General features: G+C 72.3%; 19 protein-coding genes and 1 pseudogene. 12 read left to right on the top strand and 8 right to left on the bottom strand.

Annotated features, from left to right (window positions below; all coding sequences use genetic code 11):
• From AC1DY2_RS04065 to AC1DY2_RS04055, 3 genes and pseudogenes are all read right to left on the bottom strand, one after another.
• A pseudogene (locus tag AC1DY2_RS04065) lies at nucleotides 1-326 on the bottom strand (hypothetical protein); the annotation flags it as partial.
• Nucleotides 327-331: 5 nt separating this feature from the next.
• Nucleotides 332-1,312, bottom strand: coding sequence for an acetylxylan esterase (locus tag AC1DY2_RS04060; protein ID WP_476761240.1), 981 nt, complete (start codon nucleotides 1,310-1,312; stop codon nucleotides 332-334).
• A 222-nt stretch (nucleotides 1,313-1,534) separates the two neighbouring features.
• Complete coding sequence (locus tag AC1DY2_RS04055; protein WP_476761239.1) at nucleotides 1,535-2,617, bottom strand: ThuA domain-containing protein; 1,083 nt, start codon at nucleotides 2,615-2,617, stop codon at nucleotides 1,535-1,537.
• 261 nt (nucleotides 2,618-2,878) lie between these two features.
• On the opposite strand from AC1DY2_RS04055, the gene AC1DY2_RS04050 reads away from it, so the two are divergent.
• From AC1DY2_RS04050 to AC1DY2_RS04040, 3 genes are read left to right on the top strand one after another with little or no spacing between them, the layout of a single operon-like run.
• Nucleotides 2,879-3,223, top strand: a complete 345-nt coding sequence (locus tag AC1DY2_RS04050; protein ID WP_476761238.1) for a cupin domain-containing protein — start codon at nucleotides 2,879-2,881, stop codon at nucleotides 3,221-3,223.
• Nucleotides 3,224-3,277: 54 nt separating this feature from the next.
• Nucleotides 3,278-4,141 carry a carbohydrate kinase family protein gene (locus AC1DY2_RS04045; RefSeq protein ID WP_476761237.1) on the top strand — a complete coding sequence of 288 codons (864 nt, stop codon included), beginning with the start codon at nucleotides 3,278-3,280 and terminating at the stop codon, nucleotides 4,139-4,141.
• A complete protein-coding gene (locus tag AC1DY2_RS04040; protein ID WP_476761236.1) occupies nucleotides 4,138-4,938 on the top strand; it encodes a hypothetical protein in 801 nt (266 codons plus the stop codon). Before AC1DY2_RS04045 ends, AC1DY2_RS04040 begins: the two co-directional genes overlap by 4 nt.
• A 24-nt stretch (nucleotides 4,939-4,962) precedes the next feature.
• Here AC1DY2_RS04040 and AC1DY2_RS04035 read toward each other — a convergent pair whose 3' ends face one another.
• Entirely contained in the window at nucleotides 4,963-7,257 is a 2,295-nt protein-coding gene (locus tag AC1DY2_RS04035; protein WP_476761235.1) for an LLM class flavin-dependent oxidoreductase, read from the bottom strand.
• Between the two features lie 107 nt (nucleotides 7,258-7,364).
• Here AC1DY2_RS04035 and AC1DY2_RS04030 point away from each other — a divergent pair, with 107 nt between their 5' ends.
• Nucleotides 7,365-7,763 (top strand): winged helix-turn-helix transcriptional regulator, encoded by a 399-nt coding sequence (locus AC1DY2_RS04030; RefSeq protein ID WP_476761234.1) that lies wholly within the window; start codon nucleotides 7,365-7,367, stop codon nucleotides 7,761-7,763.
• Between the two features lie 80 nt (nucleotides 7,764-7,843).
• On the opposite strand, the gene AC1DY2_RS04025 is transcribed toward AC1DY2_RS04030, so the two are convergent.
• Together AC1DY2_RS04025 and AC1DY2_RS04020 are read right to left on the bottom strand one after the other, a co-directional pair.
• Complete coding sequence (locus tag AC1DY2_RS04025) at nucleotides 7,844-8,761, bottom strand: DNA-3-methyladenine glycosylase family protein (protein WP_476761233.1); 918 nt, start codon at nucleotides 8,759-8,761, stop codon at nucleotides 7,844-7,846.
• A gap of 57 nt (nucleotides 8,762-8,818) precedes the next feature.
• The gene (locus tag AC1DY2_RS04020; protein WP_476761232.1) at nucleotides 8,819-9,349 is read right to left on the bottom strand and encodes a flavodoxin family protein; all 531 of its coding nucleotides are present in this window, start codon (nucleotides 9,347-9,349) and stop codon (nucleotides 8,819-8,821) included.
• Between the two features lie 191 nt (nucleotides 9,350-9,540).
• Here AC1DY2_RS04020 and AC1DY2_RS04015 point away from each other — a divergent pair, with 191 nt between their 5' ends.
• The 7 genes from AC1DY2_RS04015 (at nucleotide 9,541) to AC1DY2_RS03985 (ending at nucleotide 15,217) form a co-directional block, all read left to right on the top strand.
• Nucleotides 9,541-10,272 carry a histidine phosphatase family protein gene (locus tag AC1DY2_RS04015; protein WP_476761231.1) on the top strand — a complete coding sequence of 244 codons (732 nt, stop codon included), beginning with the start codon at nucleotides 9,541-9,543 and terminating at the stop codon, nucleotides 10,270-10,272.
• A complete protein-coding gene (locus AC1DY2_RS04010) occupies nucleotides 10,256-11,167 on the top strand; it encodes an ADP-dependent NAD(P)H-hydrate dehydratase (RefSeq protein ID WP_476761230.1) in 912 nt (303 codons plus the stop codon). Before AC1DY2_RS04015 ends, AC1DY2_RS04010 begins: the two co-directional genes overlap by 17 nt.
• A gap of 102 nt (nucleotides 11,168-11,269) precedes the next feature.
• On the top strand, nucleotides 11,270-12,472 hold the full coding sequence (locus AC1DY2_RS04005; protein ID WP_476761229.1) for a low temperature requirement protein A: 1,203 nt from the start codon (nucleotides 11,270-11,272) through the stop codon (nucleotides 12,470-12,472).
• A gap of 149 nt (nucleotides 12,473-12,621) precedes the next feature.
• Nucleotides 12,622-13,575, top strand: a complete 954-nt coding sequence (locus AC1DY2_RS04000) for a manganese catalase family protein (protein WP_476761228.1) — start codon at nucleotides 12,622-12,624, stop codon at nucleotides 13,573-13,575.
• A gap of 103 nt (nucleotides 13,576-13,678) precedes the next feature.
• On the top strand, nucleotides 13,679-14,749 hold the full coding sequence (locus tag AC1DY2_RS03995; RefSeq protein ID WP_476761227.1) for a diacylglycerol/lipid kinase family protein: 1,071 nt from the start codon (nucleotides 13,679-13,681) through the stop codon (nucleotides 14,747-14,749).
• A 113-nt stretch (nucleotides 14,750-14,862) separates the two neighbouring features.
• Nucleotides 14,863-15,051, top strand: a complete 189-nt coding sequence (locus AC1DY2_RS03990) for a hypothetical protein (RefSeq protein WP_476761226.1) — start codon at nucleotides 14,863-14,865, stop codon at nucleotides 15,049-15,051.
• On the top strand, nucleotides 15,044-15,217 hold the full coding sequence (locus tag AC1DY2_RS03985) for a hypothetical protein (protein ID WP_476761225.1): 174 nt from the start codon (nucleotides 15,044-15,046) through the stop codon (nucleotides 15,215-15,217). The genes AC1DY2_RS03990 and AC1DY2_RS03985 overlap by 8 nt, the downstream gene beginning before the upstream one ends.
• 24 nt (nucleotides 15,218-15,241) lie before the next feature.
• Here the strand turns inward: AC1DY2_RS03985 and AC1DY2_RS03980 are convergent, their stop codons facing one another.
• Entirely contained in the window at nucleotides 15,242-15,646 is a 405-nt protein-coding gene (locus AC1DY2_RS03980) for a pyridoxamine 5'-phosphate oxidase family protein (RefSeq protein ID WP_476761224.1), read from the bottom strand.
• Between the two features lie 76 nt (nucleotides 15,647-15,722).
• On the bottom strand, nucleotides 15,723-16,301 hold the full coding sequence (locus AC1DY2_RS03975) for a TetR/AcrR family transcriptional regulator (protein WP_476761223.1): 579 nt from the start codon (nucleotides 16,299-16,301) through the stop codon (nucleotides 15,723-15,725).
• Nucleotides 16,302-16,364: 63 nt separating this feature from the next.
• Between AC1DY2_RS03975 and AC1DY2_RS03970 the strand changes: the two genes are divergently transcribed.
• The gene (locus AC1DY2_RS03970) at nucleotides 16,365-17,441 is read left to right on the top strand and encodes an SDR family NAD(P)-dependent oxidoreductase (RefSeq protein WP_476761222.1); all 1,077 of its coding nucleotides are present in this window, start codon (nucleotides 16,365-16,367) and stop codon (nucleotides 17,439-17,441) included.
• Nucleotides 17,442-17,603 lie beyond the last annotated feature (162 nt).

The raw sequence follows: 17,603 nt of genomic DNA, 5'->3' as shown, positions 1-17,603 counted from the left end.
GCGCCCCGCTCGTCGCCGAGTGCGCCGAGGTAGGCGGTGATCGAGTCGTGGGCGAGGCGCACGGCGCGCACCCCGTGCTGCGATGCGGACGCGAGGAGGTAGCCGGCGTCGGACTCCTCCGACGTGAGTCCCGAGACCCCGAACCCGACCTCGTCGAACGCGTGGCCCGCCTCAGCGGCCTGGTCGACGACCTGCACGAGTTGCGGCAGCAGCGGCAGGTCGGTGCGGATGCCTGGCCCGGCCCACTCGCTGACGCCCGCGGCATCCGTGTGGCGCACCTTGATGCCCGACTGCCCGGCGTCGATCGCGAGCGTCCCCTGGCTCATGGCGCTCACGCCAGCCGCTCGGCGAGCCACGCGACCTGTCGGGGCCAGTGCGCGGCCGCGCCGCCCTCGTGCTCGTTGAACGGGTACTCGACGATGTCGGCCTCGACGGCCTCGCCCGCGCCCCAGTGGTTTCGCGCGGCGTACACCGTCGACGGCGGGCACACGGGGTCGAGCAGGCCCACCGAGAACAGGGCGGGGGCCGTCGCCCGCTTGGCGAAGTTGACACCGTCGAAGTACGACAGTGTCTCGAACGCCATGGGCCAGGCCTCCCGGTGCACCGAGAGGTAGCGCACGATCTCGTGGTATGGGTCGCGGTCGGTGAGGCCGACGGCGCGCTCGAAGTGGCAGAGGAACGGCACCTCGGGCATGGCGCCCACGAGTCCCTGCGACAGGCCGGCCACGGCGATCGCGATGCCGCCGCCCTGGCTCGCGCCCGCGACGGCGACGCGCTCGGCGTCGACGACGTCGAGCGACCGCACCGCGTCGAGGGCGAGCACCGCGTCGGTGAAGACCCGGCGGTAGAAGTAGGTGGCCGGGCTCTCGATGCCGCGCGTCATGAACCCGGGTGCCGAGGGGCCGGTGCCGTGGGGGTCGGGCGTGCCGCCACCCGTGCCCCAGCCGCTCCCCTGGCCGCGGGTGTCCATGAAGAAGTGCGCGTATCCGGATGCCGCCCACGCGAGTCGCTCGTGCGGGAGGCCGCGCCCGCCGTTGTAGCCGTTGTACTCGACCACCGTGGGCAGTGGACCCGTCGCGCCGGCGGGAACCGTGAACCACCCCCGCACGGGGTCGCCGCCGAATCCGCTGAACGAGACGTCGAACACGTCGACGGCGGTGAGCGGAGACTCGACGCGCGTGGGCCGGGGCGCCTCCGCGAATGCGCGGGACTCGGCGAGGGTCGACGTCCAGAACGCGTCGAAGTCGTCGGGCTCGGCCACGATCGGGCGGTAGGCGCGCAGCTCGTCAACGGGCAGGTCGAAACGGGGCACGGCTCATCCTTCAGGTCGACGTCGTCGCAGGTCCTCGCGCCGGCCTCCCGCTGGCGCGATGCCGCTCAGCGTAGCGAATCGCGGACGACGCGCCGCACGGCGGCGGCGCGTCGTCCGCGTCGGTTCAGGCGATCGTCGGCCCGTCAGGCTGCCCCGGCCCATCGCGGCCTGAATCCCGGTCGTGCGCCTGAATCCTGGCCGGGACCGGTGGTCGTGACGACGTCAGCGGAGGGCCTCCTGCCACTCGATCAGGTCGGCGATCTTGGCGACGAGGACGTCGTCCTGGATGCCGTGCGCCTTCGCCCAGGCCTGCCGCAGCGTGGCGATCGCGGCGGCGTGGTCACCGGAATCCGCAGACTCCTCCGCGTCGGCGAGCGAGCCGGCGACGTCGGCGCCGAGCTTCGCGTTCTTCACGGAGGCGGGAATGCCCCCGAGGAGCTCGTTCACCTCGCTGAAGGTCACGCAGTCGCCGCCGCCGGTCACGACGCCCGCGGTCCATTCGATGCCCGCGAGGATGTGCTCGAGGAAGAGCGGGTCAGCCCACGAGGCATCCGTGTGCCCGGCCCCCTCGTACCAGGAACGACCGCCCTCGAAGTTCTGGCACCAGGCGATCGGGTGGTCGGCGCCCATGGCGCCGCTGCCCGGGCTGTAGGTCGACTCGTCGAGCGTGATCAGCACGTGCACGTCGTCTCGCGGGTTCGTCGTGAAGTTGTACCACTCGTCGAACCGCACCCATTCGGCCGGCAGCATCGCCGTCGACGGATGGCCCGGGCTCTCGACGCGCATCGTGGCCGTCTGCTGCGCGGGGTGGTTGCGGAACCGCGCTCCGCCGCCGGTGAGTTCGCTGTACCAGGGAACCGTGTGCATCGAGTCGGTCGCGGCGTGCAGGCCGACGTAGCCGCCGCCGTCGTGGATGTAGCCCTGGAGGGCCGCGAGCTCGGTGTCGTTCAGCAGCCGGGGGCGCGTGGGGTCGAGGTTGTTCGTCGCGTCGACGGGCGACGCGAAGATGATCGACGCGTACTGCGAGAGGTCGGCTGCAGACGTGAACGGGGTCGTCGGGAGGGTGAGATCGGGCTGGCGCGAGTCCCAGACGTCGACGTCGAACCCGTGCTCCTCGCCCAGTCGGATCACGGCGAGGGTCGTGTCGTCGATGTGCGAGTGGCGGAAGCCGAGCGTCTGCCCGACGACGAGCACCTTGTACTCGTCAGGACTCTCGGCGAAGGCGGGGGCTGCGGCGATGCCGACGGTTGCGGTGATTCCGATGGCGCATGCCCCGGTCATCACGTTTCGGACGAGTTGCTTCATCTGGTCGTTCTCCCCTTCGAGTTGGACCGTGCGGAAGGCCGCCTGCCACGCCGTGGCGATATATGTTGCCGCAGACGACATATGGTGTGGTGCCGACACTAACGCTGGCCGAATCCGTATGTCAATGGTCGGCTGTTCCTTAGCCGCGCATTCATCGAACGTCTTTTGCGTGATGGCCGTCGGAAGTCGCCTGCCCGGTGGCGGCATCCGGTGCCTCGCGTTATTGTGGCGCGCGTTCGACTCGACGGAGAGGAGAGGCCGGTGGTGCTCATCTATCAGCGGGCGGATGCCGCGACCGATGACGTGGGCTGGAACGACAACATCGAGGGGGCGTCCATCGGCTCGCAGGTGTCGCTGATCCTCGAGTACGAGTCGCGCGAGGGAGCGGGGCCGCGGCTGCACCGGCATCCGTACACCGAGACGTTCGTGGTGCGCCACGGGCGGGCGCTGTTCACCGTGGGCGACGAGCGGCTCGAGGCATCCGGCGGCCAGGTGCTCGTCGTGCCGGCGTTCATGCCGCACAAGTTCGCGGTGATCGGCGGCGAGCCGTTCGTGTCGACGAACATCCACGCGAGCCCGACGTTCGAGACGGAGTGGCTCGAGTAGCGCGGGGTCCGAGCGACCGCGGACGACCTCCGCGGCATCCGCCAGAATGAGCGGATGACCGATCACGTCTTCATCGCCGGGCCCGCCTCGTGGAACCGCATCGTCATGCTCGACCGCCTGCCCGAGCCGGTGCCGCACATGCAGTTCGCGCTCGACGAGTACGAGACGCTCGGCGCGACGTCGGCGGGCAAGGCGCTCGGATTCGTCGGGCTCGGCCGGCGCACGGTGCTGCACACCCTGCTCGGCGGCGATGTCGAGGGCGAGCGCGTTCGACGGCTGCTCACCGAGGCCGGCGTGGAGCTCGTCGAGGGCGACGGCGGCACGACCGAGCGCCACCTCAACCTCATGACGCCGGCGGGTGCTCGGGTGTCGCTCTACCTCGCGACGCCCCAGCTGCAGGACGACGAGCCGTCGCCCGAGGCGATCGCCGCGATGTCGGATGCCGCGGCCATCGTGCTCGACCTCGCCCCGGTCTCCCTCGGGCTCGTCGAAGCGGCCCGCGCGACCGGGCGCCCGATCTGGACGGACATCCACGACTACGACGGCGAGGCGGACTTCCACCGCCCGTTCATCGACACCGCCGACGTGATCTTCATGAACGCCGACCGCATCGGCGACGACCCGTTCCCGTTCATGGAGCGGTGCATCGAGGGCGGCGCGAAGCTCGTCGTGTGCACGCTCGGAGCCGAGGGGGCGGTCGCGGTCGACGAGCGGATGACGCGGCACGCCGTCGCCGCGGTCCCGGTCGAGGTGGTCGACACGAACGGCGCGGGCGATGCGTTCATGTCGGGCGTGCTCGACGCGATGCTCGCCGGGTCGCCACTGCCCGACGCGCTGCGTGCGGGCGCACAGCACGCGGCATCCGTGCTCGCGACCCGGCACCTGCACCCGGTGCTCGACACGCTGCTCGGCGCGTGAGCGCCACCCAGCCCCCGAGGGAGGTCTTCGCGGCGTTCGGCGCGACCGGGACGCCAGAGCGTCTGAGCGGCGGCCGCGGTCTTACGTGGCGCGCGGGCGGCGTCGTGATCCGACCGGCGGGCGATCCTGAGGAAGCCGTCTGGAAATCCGGGGTTCTCGCGGACCTCGAACGGACCGACGAGTTCACGGTTCCCCGGCCGATCCCCGACCGCTCGGGTGCGTGGGTGCACGACGGGTGGGAGGCATGGGAGTGGATGCCGGGCACGGCGGATGAGTCACGCCTCATCGACGTCATCCGGGCCGGTGCCGCGTTCCACCGCGCCATCGCATCCCTGCCGCAGCCCGGGTTCATCGCTCGATCCGATGACGCGTGGAGCCGGGCCGAGCGGATGGCGTGGGGCGAGGATCCGCTGCCGGCCGACGAGATGCTCGGGAGGCTCGCCGCCGAGTTCCGCCCGGTGGAGTCGGCGTCGCAAGTCATCCACGGCGACCTTCTCGGCAACGTGATGTTCGCGACGGGGCGTCCGCCGGCGGTGATCGACTGGGCTCCGTACTGGCGGCCCGCCGGCACCGGCGCAGCGATCGCCGCGGTCGACGGCGCGTGCTGGCACGGGTATCCGCCAGCGCGTCTCGCAGACGATCACGGCATCCCCGAGTGGTCGCAGTTGCTCGTTCGCGCCCTGACCTTCCGCATCGCGACCTGGCACCTGCTCGGCTCCTGGAACGACGAGTTGGCCGATCGCCACGGAGCGACCGTGGATGCGGTGATCCTGCTCGCAGCGGCAACGGCCAGGTGAGCCCGAGCCGGAGCCATGGTCGCCCTACGCCGGCCGGACGTTCGCGTTGTCGCGGAACAGGTTCCCGGGATCGACCTGCGCCTTGATCGCCCGGAGCCGCGAGAGCGTCGCCGGCGGGTAGGCCGCCTCGACCGCCGCATCGCCCTGCTCGGTCTCGAAGCTCACGTAGGCGCCGTCGAGGTGCGGGGCGATGAGCTCGTTCCACTGCGCCGACGTCCCCTGCCGGCCCGACCCGAACGCCACCACCGAGAACTCCGCCGAGCGGTGGGCGAAGGCCGTGGCATCCGCCGGCACATCGTGCACGGCCCCGCCGACCGCGCGCAGCTGGAAGAAGTACGTCGCGCCGCTGTCGAGGAACCGGGCGGTGTCGCGGGCGAACTCGGGCGTGATGCGGCCGATGAGGCCGGTGCGCGCGGTGGGCTCGCCCTCGGCGGCGTGCGTCTCGTCGGACGCGTTCGAGATGACGGCGCGGTAACTCGTGATGCGCACGTCCTGCCCCACGAGCGGCGCGGCTTCGGCGAGGGGCTGCAGCCGCGCCAGCACGAGGTCGGGGTCGTCGGAGTCGATCATCGCCATGACCTGGGCGACCCGCGGCTCCCCCGGTCGCGCGCCGCCGAGGATGAGGAAGCTCGTGAGATCGCGCGGCGCGTCGACGACCCAGTCGCCCCACGCCTGCAGGAACCCGGCGGTGTCGCTCGCGTCGAACGCGAGCTGCGCGAAGCCGACGTCGCCGACCTCGTCGACCGCGAAGTCGAAGGCCGTGACGATGCCCACGTTGGCGCCGGCGCCGCGAACGGCCCAGAAGAGCTCCGGATGCCGCGTGGCATCCGCCCGCACGACCGAGCCGTCGGCCAGCACCACCTCGACGGCCCGCACGTGGTCGATGGTGAGGCCGTGCTCGCGCACGAGCCAGCCGACGCCGCCCGCGGTGGCGAGCCCGCCCACGCCGACGCCGCCGTAGTCGCCCGAACTCAACGCCCACCCGCGCGACCCGAGGAAGGCGGCGACGTCCTTCCAGCGGGCGCCGGCGCCGATGCGCACGAGCCGGGCCGACTCGTCGAGCACCTCCATGGCATCGAGCCGGCCGAGGTCGATCACGATGCCGCCGTCGTTCGTGGAGCGTCCGCTGATGCCGTGGCCGCCGCTGCGCACGCCGAGCGGCACATCGCGGTTGTCCCGGGCGAAGGCGACGGCCTCCGCCACCTCGGCGGCGTCGCCCGGCCGGAGCACGAGGCCGGGGGCTCCACCGCGCATGTACGTGGACTTGACGCGCGCATACCCTGCGTCGCCCGGCTCGACGGCATGGGCGGCGAGCGAGGCGGGCAGCGCGTCGTAGTCGATGCCGGGGCGACGCTTCGCGCGCACGGCAGTGCTGCGACCGACCCGGGTGGCTTCGGCGACGGTCGCGGCATCCGCTGATCGCAGCTCGCGTGCGACCGCCTCGCGCAACGCGGGTGCGACCTCCTCGGCGAAATGCTGCATGGTGGCGGGGTCGTCGCTGGCGAGGATGAACGTGCCGATGCCGTCGTCGACGACGAGCGGCAGCAACTGCTCGACCCACTGCGCGGCAGGCCCGTCGAGGAATCCGCCGCCGCCCGCGCCCGCCGCTCCCGCCGAGAACCGCCCGCCGATGTTCACGAGCCGGCGGATCTCGCGGGGGTCGCGCCCGGCGGCGAGCGCCGCCTCGTCGATCGTCGCGTTGCCCCGCGCGAGGTCGCCGGGTTGCAGGTAGGCGAGCGATGGCAGCCAGCCGTCGCCCTTCCGACCGATGAGGCGCAGCATCCGCGGCTTCAGGGCGCCGATCCAGATGGGGATGTTGTGCGCCGGCGCCGGCCCGCGCTTGGCGCCGTCGACCCGGTGGTACCTGCCGTCGACCTCGAACCGGGCGCGCTCGCCCTGGTCCCAGATGCCGCGGATGATGTCGATGGCCTCCGAGAGCGCGTCGACGGCCTGACCCGGCGTGAGCCTGCGGCCACCCATGGCGTCGATCGCGTCCCAGAAGCCGCCGGCCCCGAGGCCGAGCTCGAAGCGGCCCCCGCTCAGCAGGTCGAGGCTCGCGGCCGCGCGGGCCAGCACTGCCGGTGGCCGGAGCGGCACGTTGGTGACGTTCGCCGCCACGTGCACGCGTTCGGTGCGGGCAGCGACCCACGTGAGCAGCGTCGACGTGTCGTGGAATCGCGGCTGGTAGGGGTGGTCCTGGAACGTGACGAGGTCGTAGCCGGATGCCTCGGCGAGCTGCGCGAGGCGCACGGCCGCCTGCGGCGGGTCGTTCGCGGGGGTGATGAAGGTGCCGAACTGCAGCTCGTGGCCGTAGTGCATCGTGCTCCGATCCTTCGGTGCGGGCGGATGCCTCCATGCTGGCCCAGCCCGATCGGGAATGCATGGGGCGGGTAAGTCGCTTACTCCAAGTGAGTGATGGAGGTCTCATGCGCAGGACCCTGGACGAGCGGATCCAGTCGCCCGACAGTACAGAGCGGCTGGCACGCACCGAGCGGCTCGAGGAGCTCGGGCACATCGACGAGGCGGCGTGCCGCCGGTTCCAGTCGACGGTCGAGTTCGCAGGCCGAAAGTGGAACGCGGCCATCCTGCTCGCCGGCGTGCGGGGTGCCCGGCGGTTCTCCGAGTACCGGTCCGCGGTCACCGGCATCTCCGATCGCCTGCTCGCGACCCGCCTGCGTGAGCTCGAGGCCGAGGGCCTCATCGAGCGGCACGTGCGCGCGACCACTCCCGTGACGATCAGCTACACCCCGAGCACCGACGGCCTGCGGCTCATCGAGCTGCTGCAGCCGCTCACCGAGTGGGGGCTCGACCGAGCGGCGCGCTGACGCCGGTCACGGTCGCCGCGCGCTGACGCCGTAGCCGATGCATCGGGCGGATGCCGCGAGCCGACCCCGCGTCGACGAGCTCAGATCGCGCGGTGGTCGACGAACGACATCCGCGGCCCGCGCCGTGGACGCCCGCGCACGCCCTCGGCGCCGAGGAGCCGCACCACCCGGTAGCGGTGCCCCGCCCACGGCGCCATGGCCACGAGCATCTCGTCGTCGTCCATGTCGCGGCCCCACAGTGCGTGGCCGAGGTAGTTCGACAGGTGGTAGTCGCCCACCGAGAGCGCGTCGGCGTCGCCGAGGGCTCGTTGCGCCACCTCGGCGGCGGTCCACGCGCCGACGCCCGGCATGAGGGTCAGCCGCGCCGCGGCATCCGCCGGGCTCATCTCGACGGCCTGCTCGAGGCGCGCCGCGTAGCGGGCGGCATTCGCGATGGTGCGGGCGCGGCGCGGATCGACCCCGGCCTTGTGCCACTCCCAGGTGGGGATGGACATCCAGCCCTCGGGCGACGGCGCGACCCGCATCGTACGGGGCGTCGGACCGGGGGCGTCGTCGCCGAACCGCCACACGAGGCGTCGCCACGAGTCGTGCGCCTGCAGCGTGATCACCTTCTGCTCGAGGATGGCCGGCGCGAGCGCCTCGAACACGGCGCCCGTGCGCGGGATGCGCAGGCCGGGATTGCGACGGTGGGCGTCGTCGAGCAGGCGGATGCCGGGCACGAACCCCGAGGGGTCGTCGCGGTCGCCGAGCAGGTCGGGTGCCGCCGCGACCCCGGATGCCGCGCCCGGGCCCCAGCCCTCGCAGCGCAACGTGTCGGAGGCCGGCTGCGTGTAGCGCAGCGTCGCGACCCCGTCGGCGGTGCGGGTCGTGCGCCAGACCCCGCCGCTCGCGTCGCGCTGGTAGGTCGGGTCGGCCGGCCCACGGCGCAGTGCGGAGATGGTCTGGAGCAGGTCGGTCGGATGCCGCGGGCTCCAGGTCAGCTCGTGCTCGGCGATCACGGGTCCAGTGTGCACCACCCACCTGACAGCGGGACCGTCAGGTGGGGCGGTGTCCGCTCATGGCTGCGGCGCTCCAACGAGGCGGGCGAGGGAGCGACCCCACTCGCGCGCGCGTTCGAGCTCTCCCTCGACGAGCACGTTGTCGAGGTCGACCAGGAAGCACTCGGAGGGTGCGACAGGGCGGGAGGAACCGCTTCGGCGCATCCGCTTCTCGATCGCTGCCGACGCATCGCCGGCGAAGATGCGCGGGATGTCGGCACGGGTCGCGAAGGCCGCCCATGCCGTGGGCGGCGTCTCCAGCGCCTCGAGCCATTCTCGAACGCCGGGCGCGGACGCATCGGGCTCGAGCGCGAGGTGCTTCTCAGGGTCCTGAGCCCAGGTGGCGGCCTCCTCTCGCGACGACGCGCGCGGGAGCGAGTGGGCGTGCGTCGGTGCGCCGATGACGACGAGGTCGGCGTCGGCATTCACGACCGCGGAGACGAGGTCGACGCGGACGTCGAGATCGGCGGTGGCGAGGCCGTCGCCGATCGCCTCGGCGATGCGACGGGTGTTCCCGAACATCGACTCGTAGAGCACGAGCGTGGTCATGGCATCCTCCTCGACCTGGGTCCGCGACGTGGGAGGGCCCACGAGCCCCGGCGACGGTCGCGCATGACGAATCCTCGTCGTCGCTCCTGCCGACCGCAACGCCGAGCACGCGGCATCCGCTGCCGGTAGTCGTCGCCGCGCCGCCTGTCAACGTGTTCCCGCGGGGCACCCTCCGGTGATTGGCTGAGAGCATGCGCGAACTGTGGCTGGCGAGGCACGCCGAGAGCATCGGCAACGTCGCCGCGACCCGGGCGGAGGTCGAACGCCTCGAGGTGATCCCCCTCGACGTGCGCGACGCCGACGTCGACCTCTCGCCGACTGGCGTCGAACAGGCTCGCGCCCTCGGTGACTGGCTGCAGCCGCGCGTCGCCGGGTTCGACTCCCTCTGGAGCTCGCCGTACGCCCGCGCGCGACGCACGCTGGCCATCGCGCTGGGTGAAGAACTCGGCGAAGAGCATGGCGAGCGGGTGGTCCTCGCCGACGAACGCCTGCGCGATCGCGAGCTCGGCGTGCTCGATCTCCTCACGCACACCGGCGTCGCGGCGCGGTTCCCTGACGAGGTCGCCCGGCGGCGGCACCTCGGCAAGTTCTACCACCGGCCGCCGGGCGGCGAGTCGTGGGCCGACATCGCGCTGCGACTGCGCTCGTTCTTCGGCGATTTCGAGGCGGCCGCCGGCGAGCGCGCCTTCGTCATGGCGCACGATGCGATCGTCATGGTCTCGCTCTACGTGCTGCTCGGCCTCAGCGAGACCGAGCTGCTCGAGTTCGCCCGCGCGAACGTGGTCGGCAACGCGTCGGTCACGCACCTCGAGCGCGTCGACGGCCGGTGGCGCCTCGTCGAGTTCGGCGACGTCGGGCACCTCCGCGTCGAGGGAGCGCCGGTCACCGCCCACCCGGGAGCGGACGATGTCACGCCCCGCTGAGCCGATCCCGGTCGACGAGCGGATGCTGCGAGCGTGGCCGCTGCCCGCACCGGGGGGCTCGAAGCACGCTCGCGGACGGGTCGTCGTCATCGGCGGCTCGGAGCACTCGCCGGGCGGGGCACTGCTCGCGGGCGTCGCCGCGTTGCGCGTCGGTGCCGGACGACTCACGCTCGTCACGCCGGCATCGATCGCCCTGCCCGTGGCGATCGCGGTGCCCGAGGCGGGAGTGCTGAGCCTTCCCGAGCGTGGGGCGGATGCCGCGGGCGACCCGCTCGGCGACGAGGTGCGTTCGGAGCTGGCCGGCGCCGACGCCGTGCTCGTCGGCCCGGGACTCGACGACCTCGACCTCACGAGACGGCTCGTCGAAGCGGTCTGCGGCGCCGACGGAGCGCCCACCGCACTCGCGCTCGACGCCTTCGCGCTCGGCGTGCTGCCCGGGCTCGAGGTGGCGCTGCCCGCGCGGACGGTGCTGAGCCCCAACGCCGAGGAGGCTGCCCTGCTGCTCGGCGACGGCGACGGCGAGCCCGCGCAGGGCGACGCCGATGTGGACGGAGCCTTGGAGGGCGACCCCGGCCGGCTCGCCGCGGTGGTGGCGCGCGTCGCCGACCGGTACCGCGCCGCGGTGACCTGTTACGGCGAGGTCGCCGATCCCGAAGGCGCCTGGCGGGTGCGCGCGGGCGGACCCGGCCTCGGCACTTCCGGCAGCGGCGACGTGCTCGCCGGCGCGCTCGCGGGCCTCGTGGCTCGAGGGGCGGATGCCGCGCAGGCGGCGGTCTGGGCGACGCACCTGCACGCCCTTGCCGGCGACCGGCTCGCCGACCGGGTCGGCGAGGTGGGGTTCCTCGCCCGCGAGCTGTGCGAGGAGCTGCCTCGAGCGCTGGGCTCGACGGGCTGAACGCCGGCCCGCGGCATCCGTCAGCATCGCTGACCTCGGCCGCCCGCGGCATCCGTCACCCATCGCTGGATCGCGGACGCCGCCCAGGAGTACTCTCGCGACGTGGCCGGCGACGGGGCGAACCCACGGGCAGCGGGCCGTGCACCCGACCGGCGCCCGGCCATCGATCGCGACCCCTCACGGGCGCACTGGATGGAGCTCTTCTTCGACCTCATCTTCGTGGCGCTCGTCGGCCAGCTCGCGCACGGGCTCCACGAGGAGCCGACGGTCGCGAACCTGCTGCTCTTCGTCGCGCTGTTCGCATCGGTGTGGTGGTCGTGGGTGAACCTGACGTTCGCGGTGAACATCATGCCGTGGCTCACCCGGCGCCAGCTCGCGTTCGTCATGCTCGCCGCCATGTTCGCGCTCGGCGCGATCGCGGTCGCGGCCCCCGCGGCGACCACCGAGCGCGCGTGGCTGTTCGCCGCTGGCAACGCCGCGCTGCGCATCGTGCTGCTCGCGCTGTGGATCTCGCAGTCGTGGGCGACCGGCGGCACCGCGTCGCGGATCCGCGTGCTCGCCTACAACGGCGTGACCGCGGCGATCTGGCTCGCGTCGATCTGGGTGCCGCAGCCGTGGAACTTCGTGCTGTGGGGCGTGGCGATCGTCATCGAGGTGGTGCTCCTCGTGACGAGCAGTGCGAGCTGGGCCGATCGGGTGATCGCCAACCTCAACGTGGAGCACCTCGCCGAGCGCTTCGGACTGCTCGTCGTGATCGTGCTCGGCGAGTCGGTGCTCTCCATCGTGGCCGCGCTCGACGCGGCCTGGACGATCGAGGCCGGGCTGACGGCGGCGCTGGGCCTCGCCGCCATCGCCCTGCTCGCCTGGTCGTTCTTCATGTACGGCACCGAGGCGATGCGCGACGGGCTCGAGGCACTGCGAGCGGCCGGGGACTACCCGGCCATCCGCGACACCGTGGGGTTCCTGCCGTTCCTCGTGGTGGTCGGGGTGACCGCCGTGTCGGGAGCGCTCGGCAACGCGATCCACGATCCCGGCGAGCCGCTCCCACTCGCGTCGGGCATCGCGCTCTGCGGCGGCATCGCGGTGTTCTACCTCACGAACGCCATCATCTCGCTGCGGTTCGGTCGGCCGATCGGCGCCGTGCTGCGCTGGGCCGTGCCCGCCCTGGTGCTCACCGCAGCGCTCGGCGTCGCGGCCGCACTGCTGCCGGCAGGGGCGGTCATCCTCTGCGCGGTCGTGGTGCTCGCGGTCATCGTCGCCTCGGCCGAGCTGTCGGAACGACGCCGGGTGGCCGGACTCCGCTGAGGGCGGCATGATCCGGCCTGATCCAGCCTGAGTGCAGCATGATCCGGTCGCCCGGTGCCCGAGTCAAGCCCGCTCACAGGTCGGATGCCGCCACGTAGCCTGATCCGACGCGCGTGGTCGTTGCGAATGAACACAGGGGGTACGTCCGAATGTTCTTCCACGTCCAGCGCCTGATCAACGAGATCGTCCCAGACGAGCCCGATCCCGCCGCAGCCAATGCCCTGCAGGAGGGGCTCGGCGGCCAGTTCGGCGAGATGCGCACCATGATGCAGTACCTGTTCCAGGCCATGAACTTCCGCGGCCCGGCGGGCAAGCCCTACCGCGACCTGCTGCAGGGCATCGGCACCGAGGAGATCAGCCATGTCGAACTCATCGGCACCACGATCTCCCGGCTGCTCGACGGCTCGCCCCGCTACCAGGGCACGCAGACGGATCCCCTCGACGAACCGGGGGCGAAGGGAGCGACGCCCCTCAGCATCGCGCTCGACGAGGGCAACATCCACCACTACCTCGTCGGCGCGCAGGGGGCCCTTCCCGTCGACGCCGCCGGCAACCCGTGGAGCGGGAGCTACGTCTACAACTCGGGCAACCTGCCGCTCGACCTGCTCTACAACCTCATGCTGGAGTCGACCGGCCGGCTGCAGAAGTGCCGCATCTACGAGATGACCGCGAACGCCACGGCGCGCGCGACCATCGCCTACCTCATCGTGCGCGACCAAGCGCACGAGAACGCCTACGCCAAGGCACTCGAGACGCTCGGCGTGAACTGGAAGACGCTGCTGCCGATCCCCAAGACCGATGCCTCGAAGTTCCCCGAGGTGAAGAAGCTGCTCGACGAGGGCCTGCAGAGCAAGCAGTACACCTTCGACCTGACGGGCCAGTCGGAGGCCGGCCGCATCTTCCAGGGCCTGTCGCCATCGGGTGACGGCACGAACCTCGACGCGCGCGAGCAGGCACCCGACGGGTTCCCGTCGACCATCGCGCCCGAGCGCTACGAGGAGTTCTCGCCGGGACTCGACCCCGAGCTGCTCAAGCTCGTGCAGGCGACGGCCGAGATGGAGCTCGCCGACGTGGAGGCGCTGTTCGGTCCGATCCCCCGCTGAGCGCCCGAGCGGGGGCTCCGGCGACCCGGGGGCGGCGCGCTGCACGCCGCCCCCGGGTCGTCAAGGGGCTGCGAAGGCGGCCCGCCGACCCTAGGCTCGCTGCATGCCCACGGCCCCCAGCACGTCCGAGCCCGCCTCCGCGTCCGATTCCAGCCCCTCGAAGCAGCGCCTCGCGGCCGTCATCTACAACCCGGTGAAGGTCGAGATCGACGACCTGCGGGCGGCCATCGCCGCCGAGCCGGCCGCCGCCGACTGGGCCGAGACCCTCTGGTTCGAGACCACCGAGGAGGACCCCGGCACCGGCCAGGCGAAGCAGGCACTCGAGGCCGGCGCCGACATGGTGATCGCAGCCGGCGGCGACGGCACCATCCGATCGGTCGCCCAGGAACTCGGCGGCACGTCGACGTCGCTCGCCCTGCTGCCGTCGGGCACGGGCAACCTGCTCGCCCGAAACCTGGAGCTGACGCTCGACGACCTCGAGAACTCCATCCGCGTCGCGTACGACGGCGTCGACCGGCAGATCGATCTCGCGTGGGCCTCCATCCGCCGCGAGGGCGGCACCGTGGAACGGGCCGCCTACCTGGTGATGGCCGGGTTCGGGCTCGACGCGAAGATGCTCTCGAACACCGATGAGGAGCTGAAGGCGAAGGTCGGCTGGCTCGCCTATGTCGACGCCATGCGCAAGGCCCTGCGCGACAAGAACCACATGCGCATGCGCTACCGTCTCGACGGCCACGGCGCGCGCGCCGTGTCGGCGCACACCCTGATCATCGGCAACTGCGGCTCGCTGCCGGCCAACATCCTGCTGCTCCCCCAGGCGGCGATCGACGACGGGCGCTTCGAGGCGGTGTTCCTCCGCCCCGAGAGCGCGTGGGGCTGGGTGCAGATCTTCGTGAAGGTGATCTGGGAGAACGGCGTCCTGCGCCGCACGAAGTGGGGCCGCAAGCTCCCCTCGCGCGACGTCGACGCGGTGCGCTACGTGCGCGGCAGGCGGCTCGACGTCGTGCTCAGTCATCCCGAGGAGGTCGAGCTCGACGGCGACACCTTCGGACGCGCCGAGGCGTTCCGCACGTGGATCGACGCCGGCAGCCTGACCGTGCGCGTCCCAGTGACCGAGGGCGAGTCCGAGTCCAAGCCCGCCTCGGAGTCCGAGTCGGAGCCCGCGGCCGCGTGATTCCCGGCAGCGGATGCCGCGGCATCCGTTTGTCAAGGCGTTTCCCGCGCCGGCCCCACCGGTGTTTCCTGCTGGAAGCAGTCCGACCCCCGCACGACCGACAAGGAGCACTGATGGCCGACCCCGAGATCACCCCGCCCGAGCAGGGCGACGAGCAGACGCCACCGCCGGCTCGCGCCACGAAGGACCGCGGCGACGGCGCGCGCCTGCCCGAGGAGTTCGAGAAGGGCGACGAGACCGTCGCGGAGGACACCGCGTCGGGCGGGGCGCCCGAGCCCGCGGGCGAGTCGTCGGATGGGTGACGCCTCGGAGGACCGGGTGGGCGAGGTCACGAGCCCCGAGGACCTGCCTACGCAGGTCGAGGTCAGCGAGCACGACGGCGTCACCCGCATCGACATCGCGGACGACGCCGACACGCGGCCCGGCGAGGTCGACGAAGCCAACTCGCGCGAGGCCGGCTCGCGCTAGGCCGCCCTCGGCCCGCTCTCGCGGTCAGGGGCGCCGGAACGTACGGCCGTGCACCGCGGTGGGCGTGATCCGCACCCACCGGTCCTTCTCCTCAGGCGCCCAGGGGATGACGCCGAGCCGCTCCGCGGCCTCGACCTCGCTCTGGCGGTCGAACTCCTCGGCGGAGCCCTTGACGACCACGCTGAACGCGTCGGTCTCGGTGAATCCGTCGATCTCGAAGGCCACGCCGTGATGGATCGTCAGCTCGAGCAGTTTCGTGCCGGGCGAAGTACGGAAGACGATCGTCGAGCCGTCCACGACGTGGTTGACGGGGAAGATGTCGACCTCGCCCGCGGCCGCGGCGGCGACGCGCCCGTACGGAGCATCGCGCAGCCGCTGCCAGCATTCGTCCTCGGACAGCTCCCGGGTCGGCGTGCGCTCCTCGTCCATGCACCGAGTCTCGCGCGGATGGCGAGCCCGTACAAGGGCGGACCCGGCCGACGATCGGCCCCAGCAGGCGGCGGCCTCATCGCGGCGCGAAGGCGGCGTGGAAGATCGCCCACGCCCGGCGCGAGACGGCGCGCCGATCCTCGGCGTCGGTGCGCGCCACGACATCCGTCAGCATGGTGACGGCGAGCAGCACGTCCTCGGTGTCGACGTGGTCGCCGATGCGGCCGGCAGCGCGTTCACGCGCGATCACGGTCTCGGCGACCGCCGCCAGCCGGTCCCCGAGATGCGCCACCTGCTGGTCGCGCCTGTTGGTCCAGATGAGGTCGATGAGCGCCGTCGAGGCGACGGCCTGCTCGATGATCGTGTCGAGCAGGTCGTCGAGCGTGGCCTCGGGCGGGGCGACCGATGCCTCGAGCGCGTCGAGGTTCTCGTCGAAGACCGCGATCGCGAGGGCGAGCTTGTCGGGGAAGTGCCGGTAGAGGCTGCCCTGCCCGACTCCCGCGCGCTTGGCGACGGCGCTGAACGGCGCCTGCAGCCCGTCGACGGCGAAGACCTCGCGGGCAGCGGCGATGAGCGCCCGCCGGTTCTCGGGCCCGGCGGCCGGTCCGCGGTTGGCCTTCGGCGGCCGCGGAACTCCCGACTTTCCTTCAGGCACGGGTGCTACCTTACATACCGGACAACGATGTCCGGTAACCCGAAGCAGAGTAAGGAACACCGCATGAGCACCCCCACCACCCTCACCGGCGACGACTCCATCAAGACCTGGCTCGCCCACCCCGTCGGCGGCCCCATCCTCCGCGACCTGCTCGCGCAGTCCGGGCAGGACGCCGACGTGCTGAAGCCCGTCAGCCGACTGGCGATCAAGCGCCTCATCAAGCTCAGCAAGGGCCAGTTCAGCCAGCAGATGGTCGACGAGCTCGTCGCTCACGCCGCTGCGGGCGACGTGCCCGCCGGCACCGCGTCCGAGACGCCGGGCGGTACGGATGCCACGAGCGCCGCCGCCGAGGCATCCGCCCCCGTCGTGGAGCGCCCCGAGTGGGTCGAGCGACTCGACCAGGGCCGCTTCGCGGGCAAGACCGTGATCGTGACCGGCGCCGGCTCGGGCATCGGCCGCGCGACCGCATCTCGCATCGCCCGCGAGGGCGGCCGCGTCGTGGCCGTCGACGTGTCGCAGGAGCGCCTCGACGAGTTCGCGGCCGAGCACGACGGCGCCGACATCGTGACCCTCGTCGCCGACATCACCGACGACGCGAAGATCGCCGAGATCGTCGGCGCAGCCGGTGAGCGCATCGACGGCCTCGCGAACATCGCCGGGATCATGGACGACATGACGCCCATCGGCGAGCTCACCGACGCCGTGTGGCAGCGCGTGTTCTCGGTCAACGTCGACGGCACCATGAAGCTCATGCGCGCGGTCGCGCCGCTCATGGTCGCCCAGGGCTCGGGCTCGATCGTGAACACCGCCTCCGAGGCCGCGCTGCGCGGTTCGGCCGCGGGCGTGGCCTACACCGCATCGAAGCACGCCGTCGTCGGCCTCACGAAGTCGACCGCGTTCATGTACGGACCGAGCGGCCTCCGCGTGAACGCCGTCGCCCCGGGCCCGACCATCACCAACATCGAGGCGAAGTTCGCGTCCCCGCTCGGCGCGGAGCGCGTGCAGCTCGCGATGACGATCCTCCCCGATGCCGCCGAGGCCGACGCTCTCGCCGCGTCGATCACGTTCCTGCTCAGCGACGACGGCGTGAACATCAACGGCGTCGTGCTGGCATCCGACGGCGGCTGGTCGGCGGCCTGATCGGCTCGCCCGACTGAAGCGACGAGGGCGCCGACCGCGATGCGGACGGCGCCCTTCGTCGTGCCCCGCCCGCGGCTTCGCTCGCTGGGCTCCCGCCGCACCCCGCACCCCCGCACCCCACACCCCGCACCGCCGCGCCCCGCGCCCCGCGCCCCGCGCCCC

Source organism: Agromyces sp. P1_H4, from assembly GCF_056405255.1.
Note: the sequence above shows the minus strand (reverse complement) of the source record. Positions and strands in the feature narration are given on the sequence as shown.

What these genes read in the sequence shown, in the direction of transcription:
- AC1DY2_RS04020 (WP_476761232.1), bottom strand. Translation starts at nt 9,349, where the DNA reads ATGACCACGCTCGTGCTCTACGAGTCGATGTTCGGGAACACCCGTCGC.
- AC1DY2_RS04030 (WP_476761234.1), top strand. Translation starts at nt 7,365, where the DNA reads ATGCGCAGGACCCTGGACGAGCGGATCCAGTCGCCCGACAGTACAGAG.
- AC1DY2_RS04035 (WP_476761235.1), bottom strand. Translation starts at nt 7,257, where the DNA reads ATGCACTACGGCCACGAGCTGCAGTTCGGCACCTTCATCACCCCCGCG.
- AC1DY2_RS03990 (WP_476761226.1), top strand. Translation starts at nt 14,863, where the DNA reads ATGGCCGACCCCGAGATCACCCCGCCCGAGCAGGGCGACGAGCAGACG.
- AC1DY2_RS03985 (WP_476761225.1), top strand. Translation starts at nt 15,044, where the DNA reads ATGGGTGACGCCTCGGAGGACCGGGTGGGCGAGGTCACGAGCCCCGAG.
- AC1DY2_RS03970 (WP_476761222.1), top strand. Translation starts at nt 16,365, where the DNA reads ATGAGCACCCCCACCACCCTCACCGGCGACGACTCCATCAAGACCTGG.
- AC1DY2_RS03980 (WP_476761224.1), bottom strand. Translation starts at nt 15,646, where the DNA reads ATGGACGAGGAGCGCACGCCGACCCGGGAGCTGTCCGAGGACGAATGC.
- AC1DY2_RS04000 (WP_476761228.1), top strand. Translation starts at nt 12,622, where the DNA reads ATGTTCTTCCACGTCCAGCGCCTGATCAACGAGATCGTCCCAGACGAG.
- AC1DY2_RS04015 (WP_476761231.1), top strand. Translation starts at nt 9,541, where the DNA reads ATGCGCGAACTGTGGCTGGCGAGGCACGCCGAGAGCATCGGCAACGTC.
- AC1DY2_RS03995 (WP_476761227.1), top strand. Translation starts at nt 13,679, where the DNA reads ATGCCCACGGCCCCCAGCACGTCCGAGCCCGCCTCCGCGTCCGATTCC.
- AC1DY2_RS04010 (WP_476761230.1), top strand. Translation starts at nt 10,256, where the DNA reads ATGTCACGCCCCGCTGAGCCGATCCCGGTCGACGAGCGGATGCTGCGA.
- AC1DY2_RS04045 (WP_476761237.1), top strand. Translation starts at nt 3,278, where the DNA reads ATGACCGATCACGTCTTCATCGCCGGGCCCGCCTCGTGGAACCGCATC.
- AC1DY2_RS04055 (WP_476761239.1), bottom strand. Translation starts at nt 2,617, where the DNA reads ATGAAGCAACTCGTCCGAAACGTGATGACCGGGGCATGCGCCATCGGA.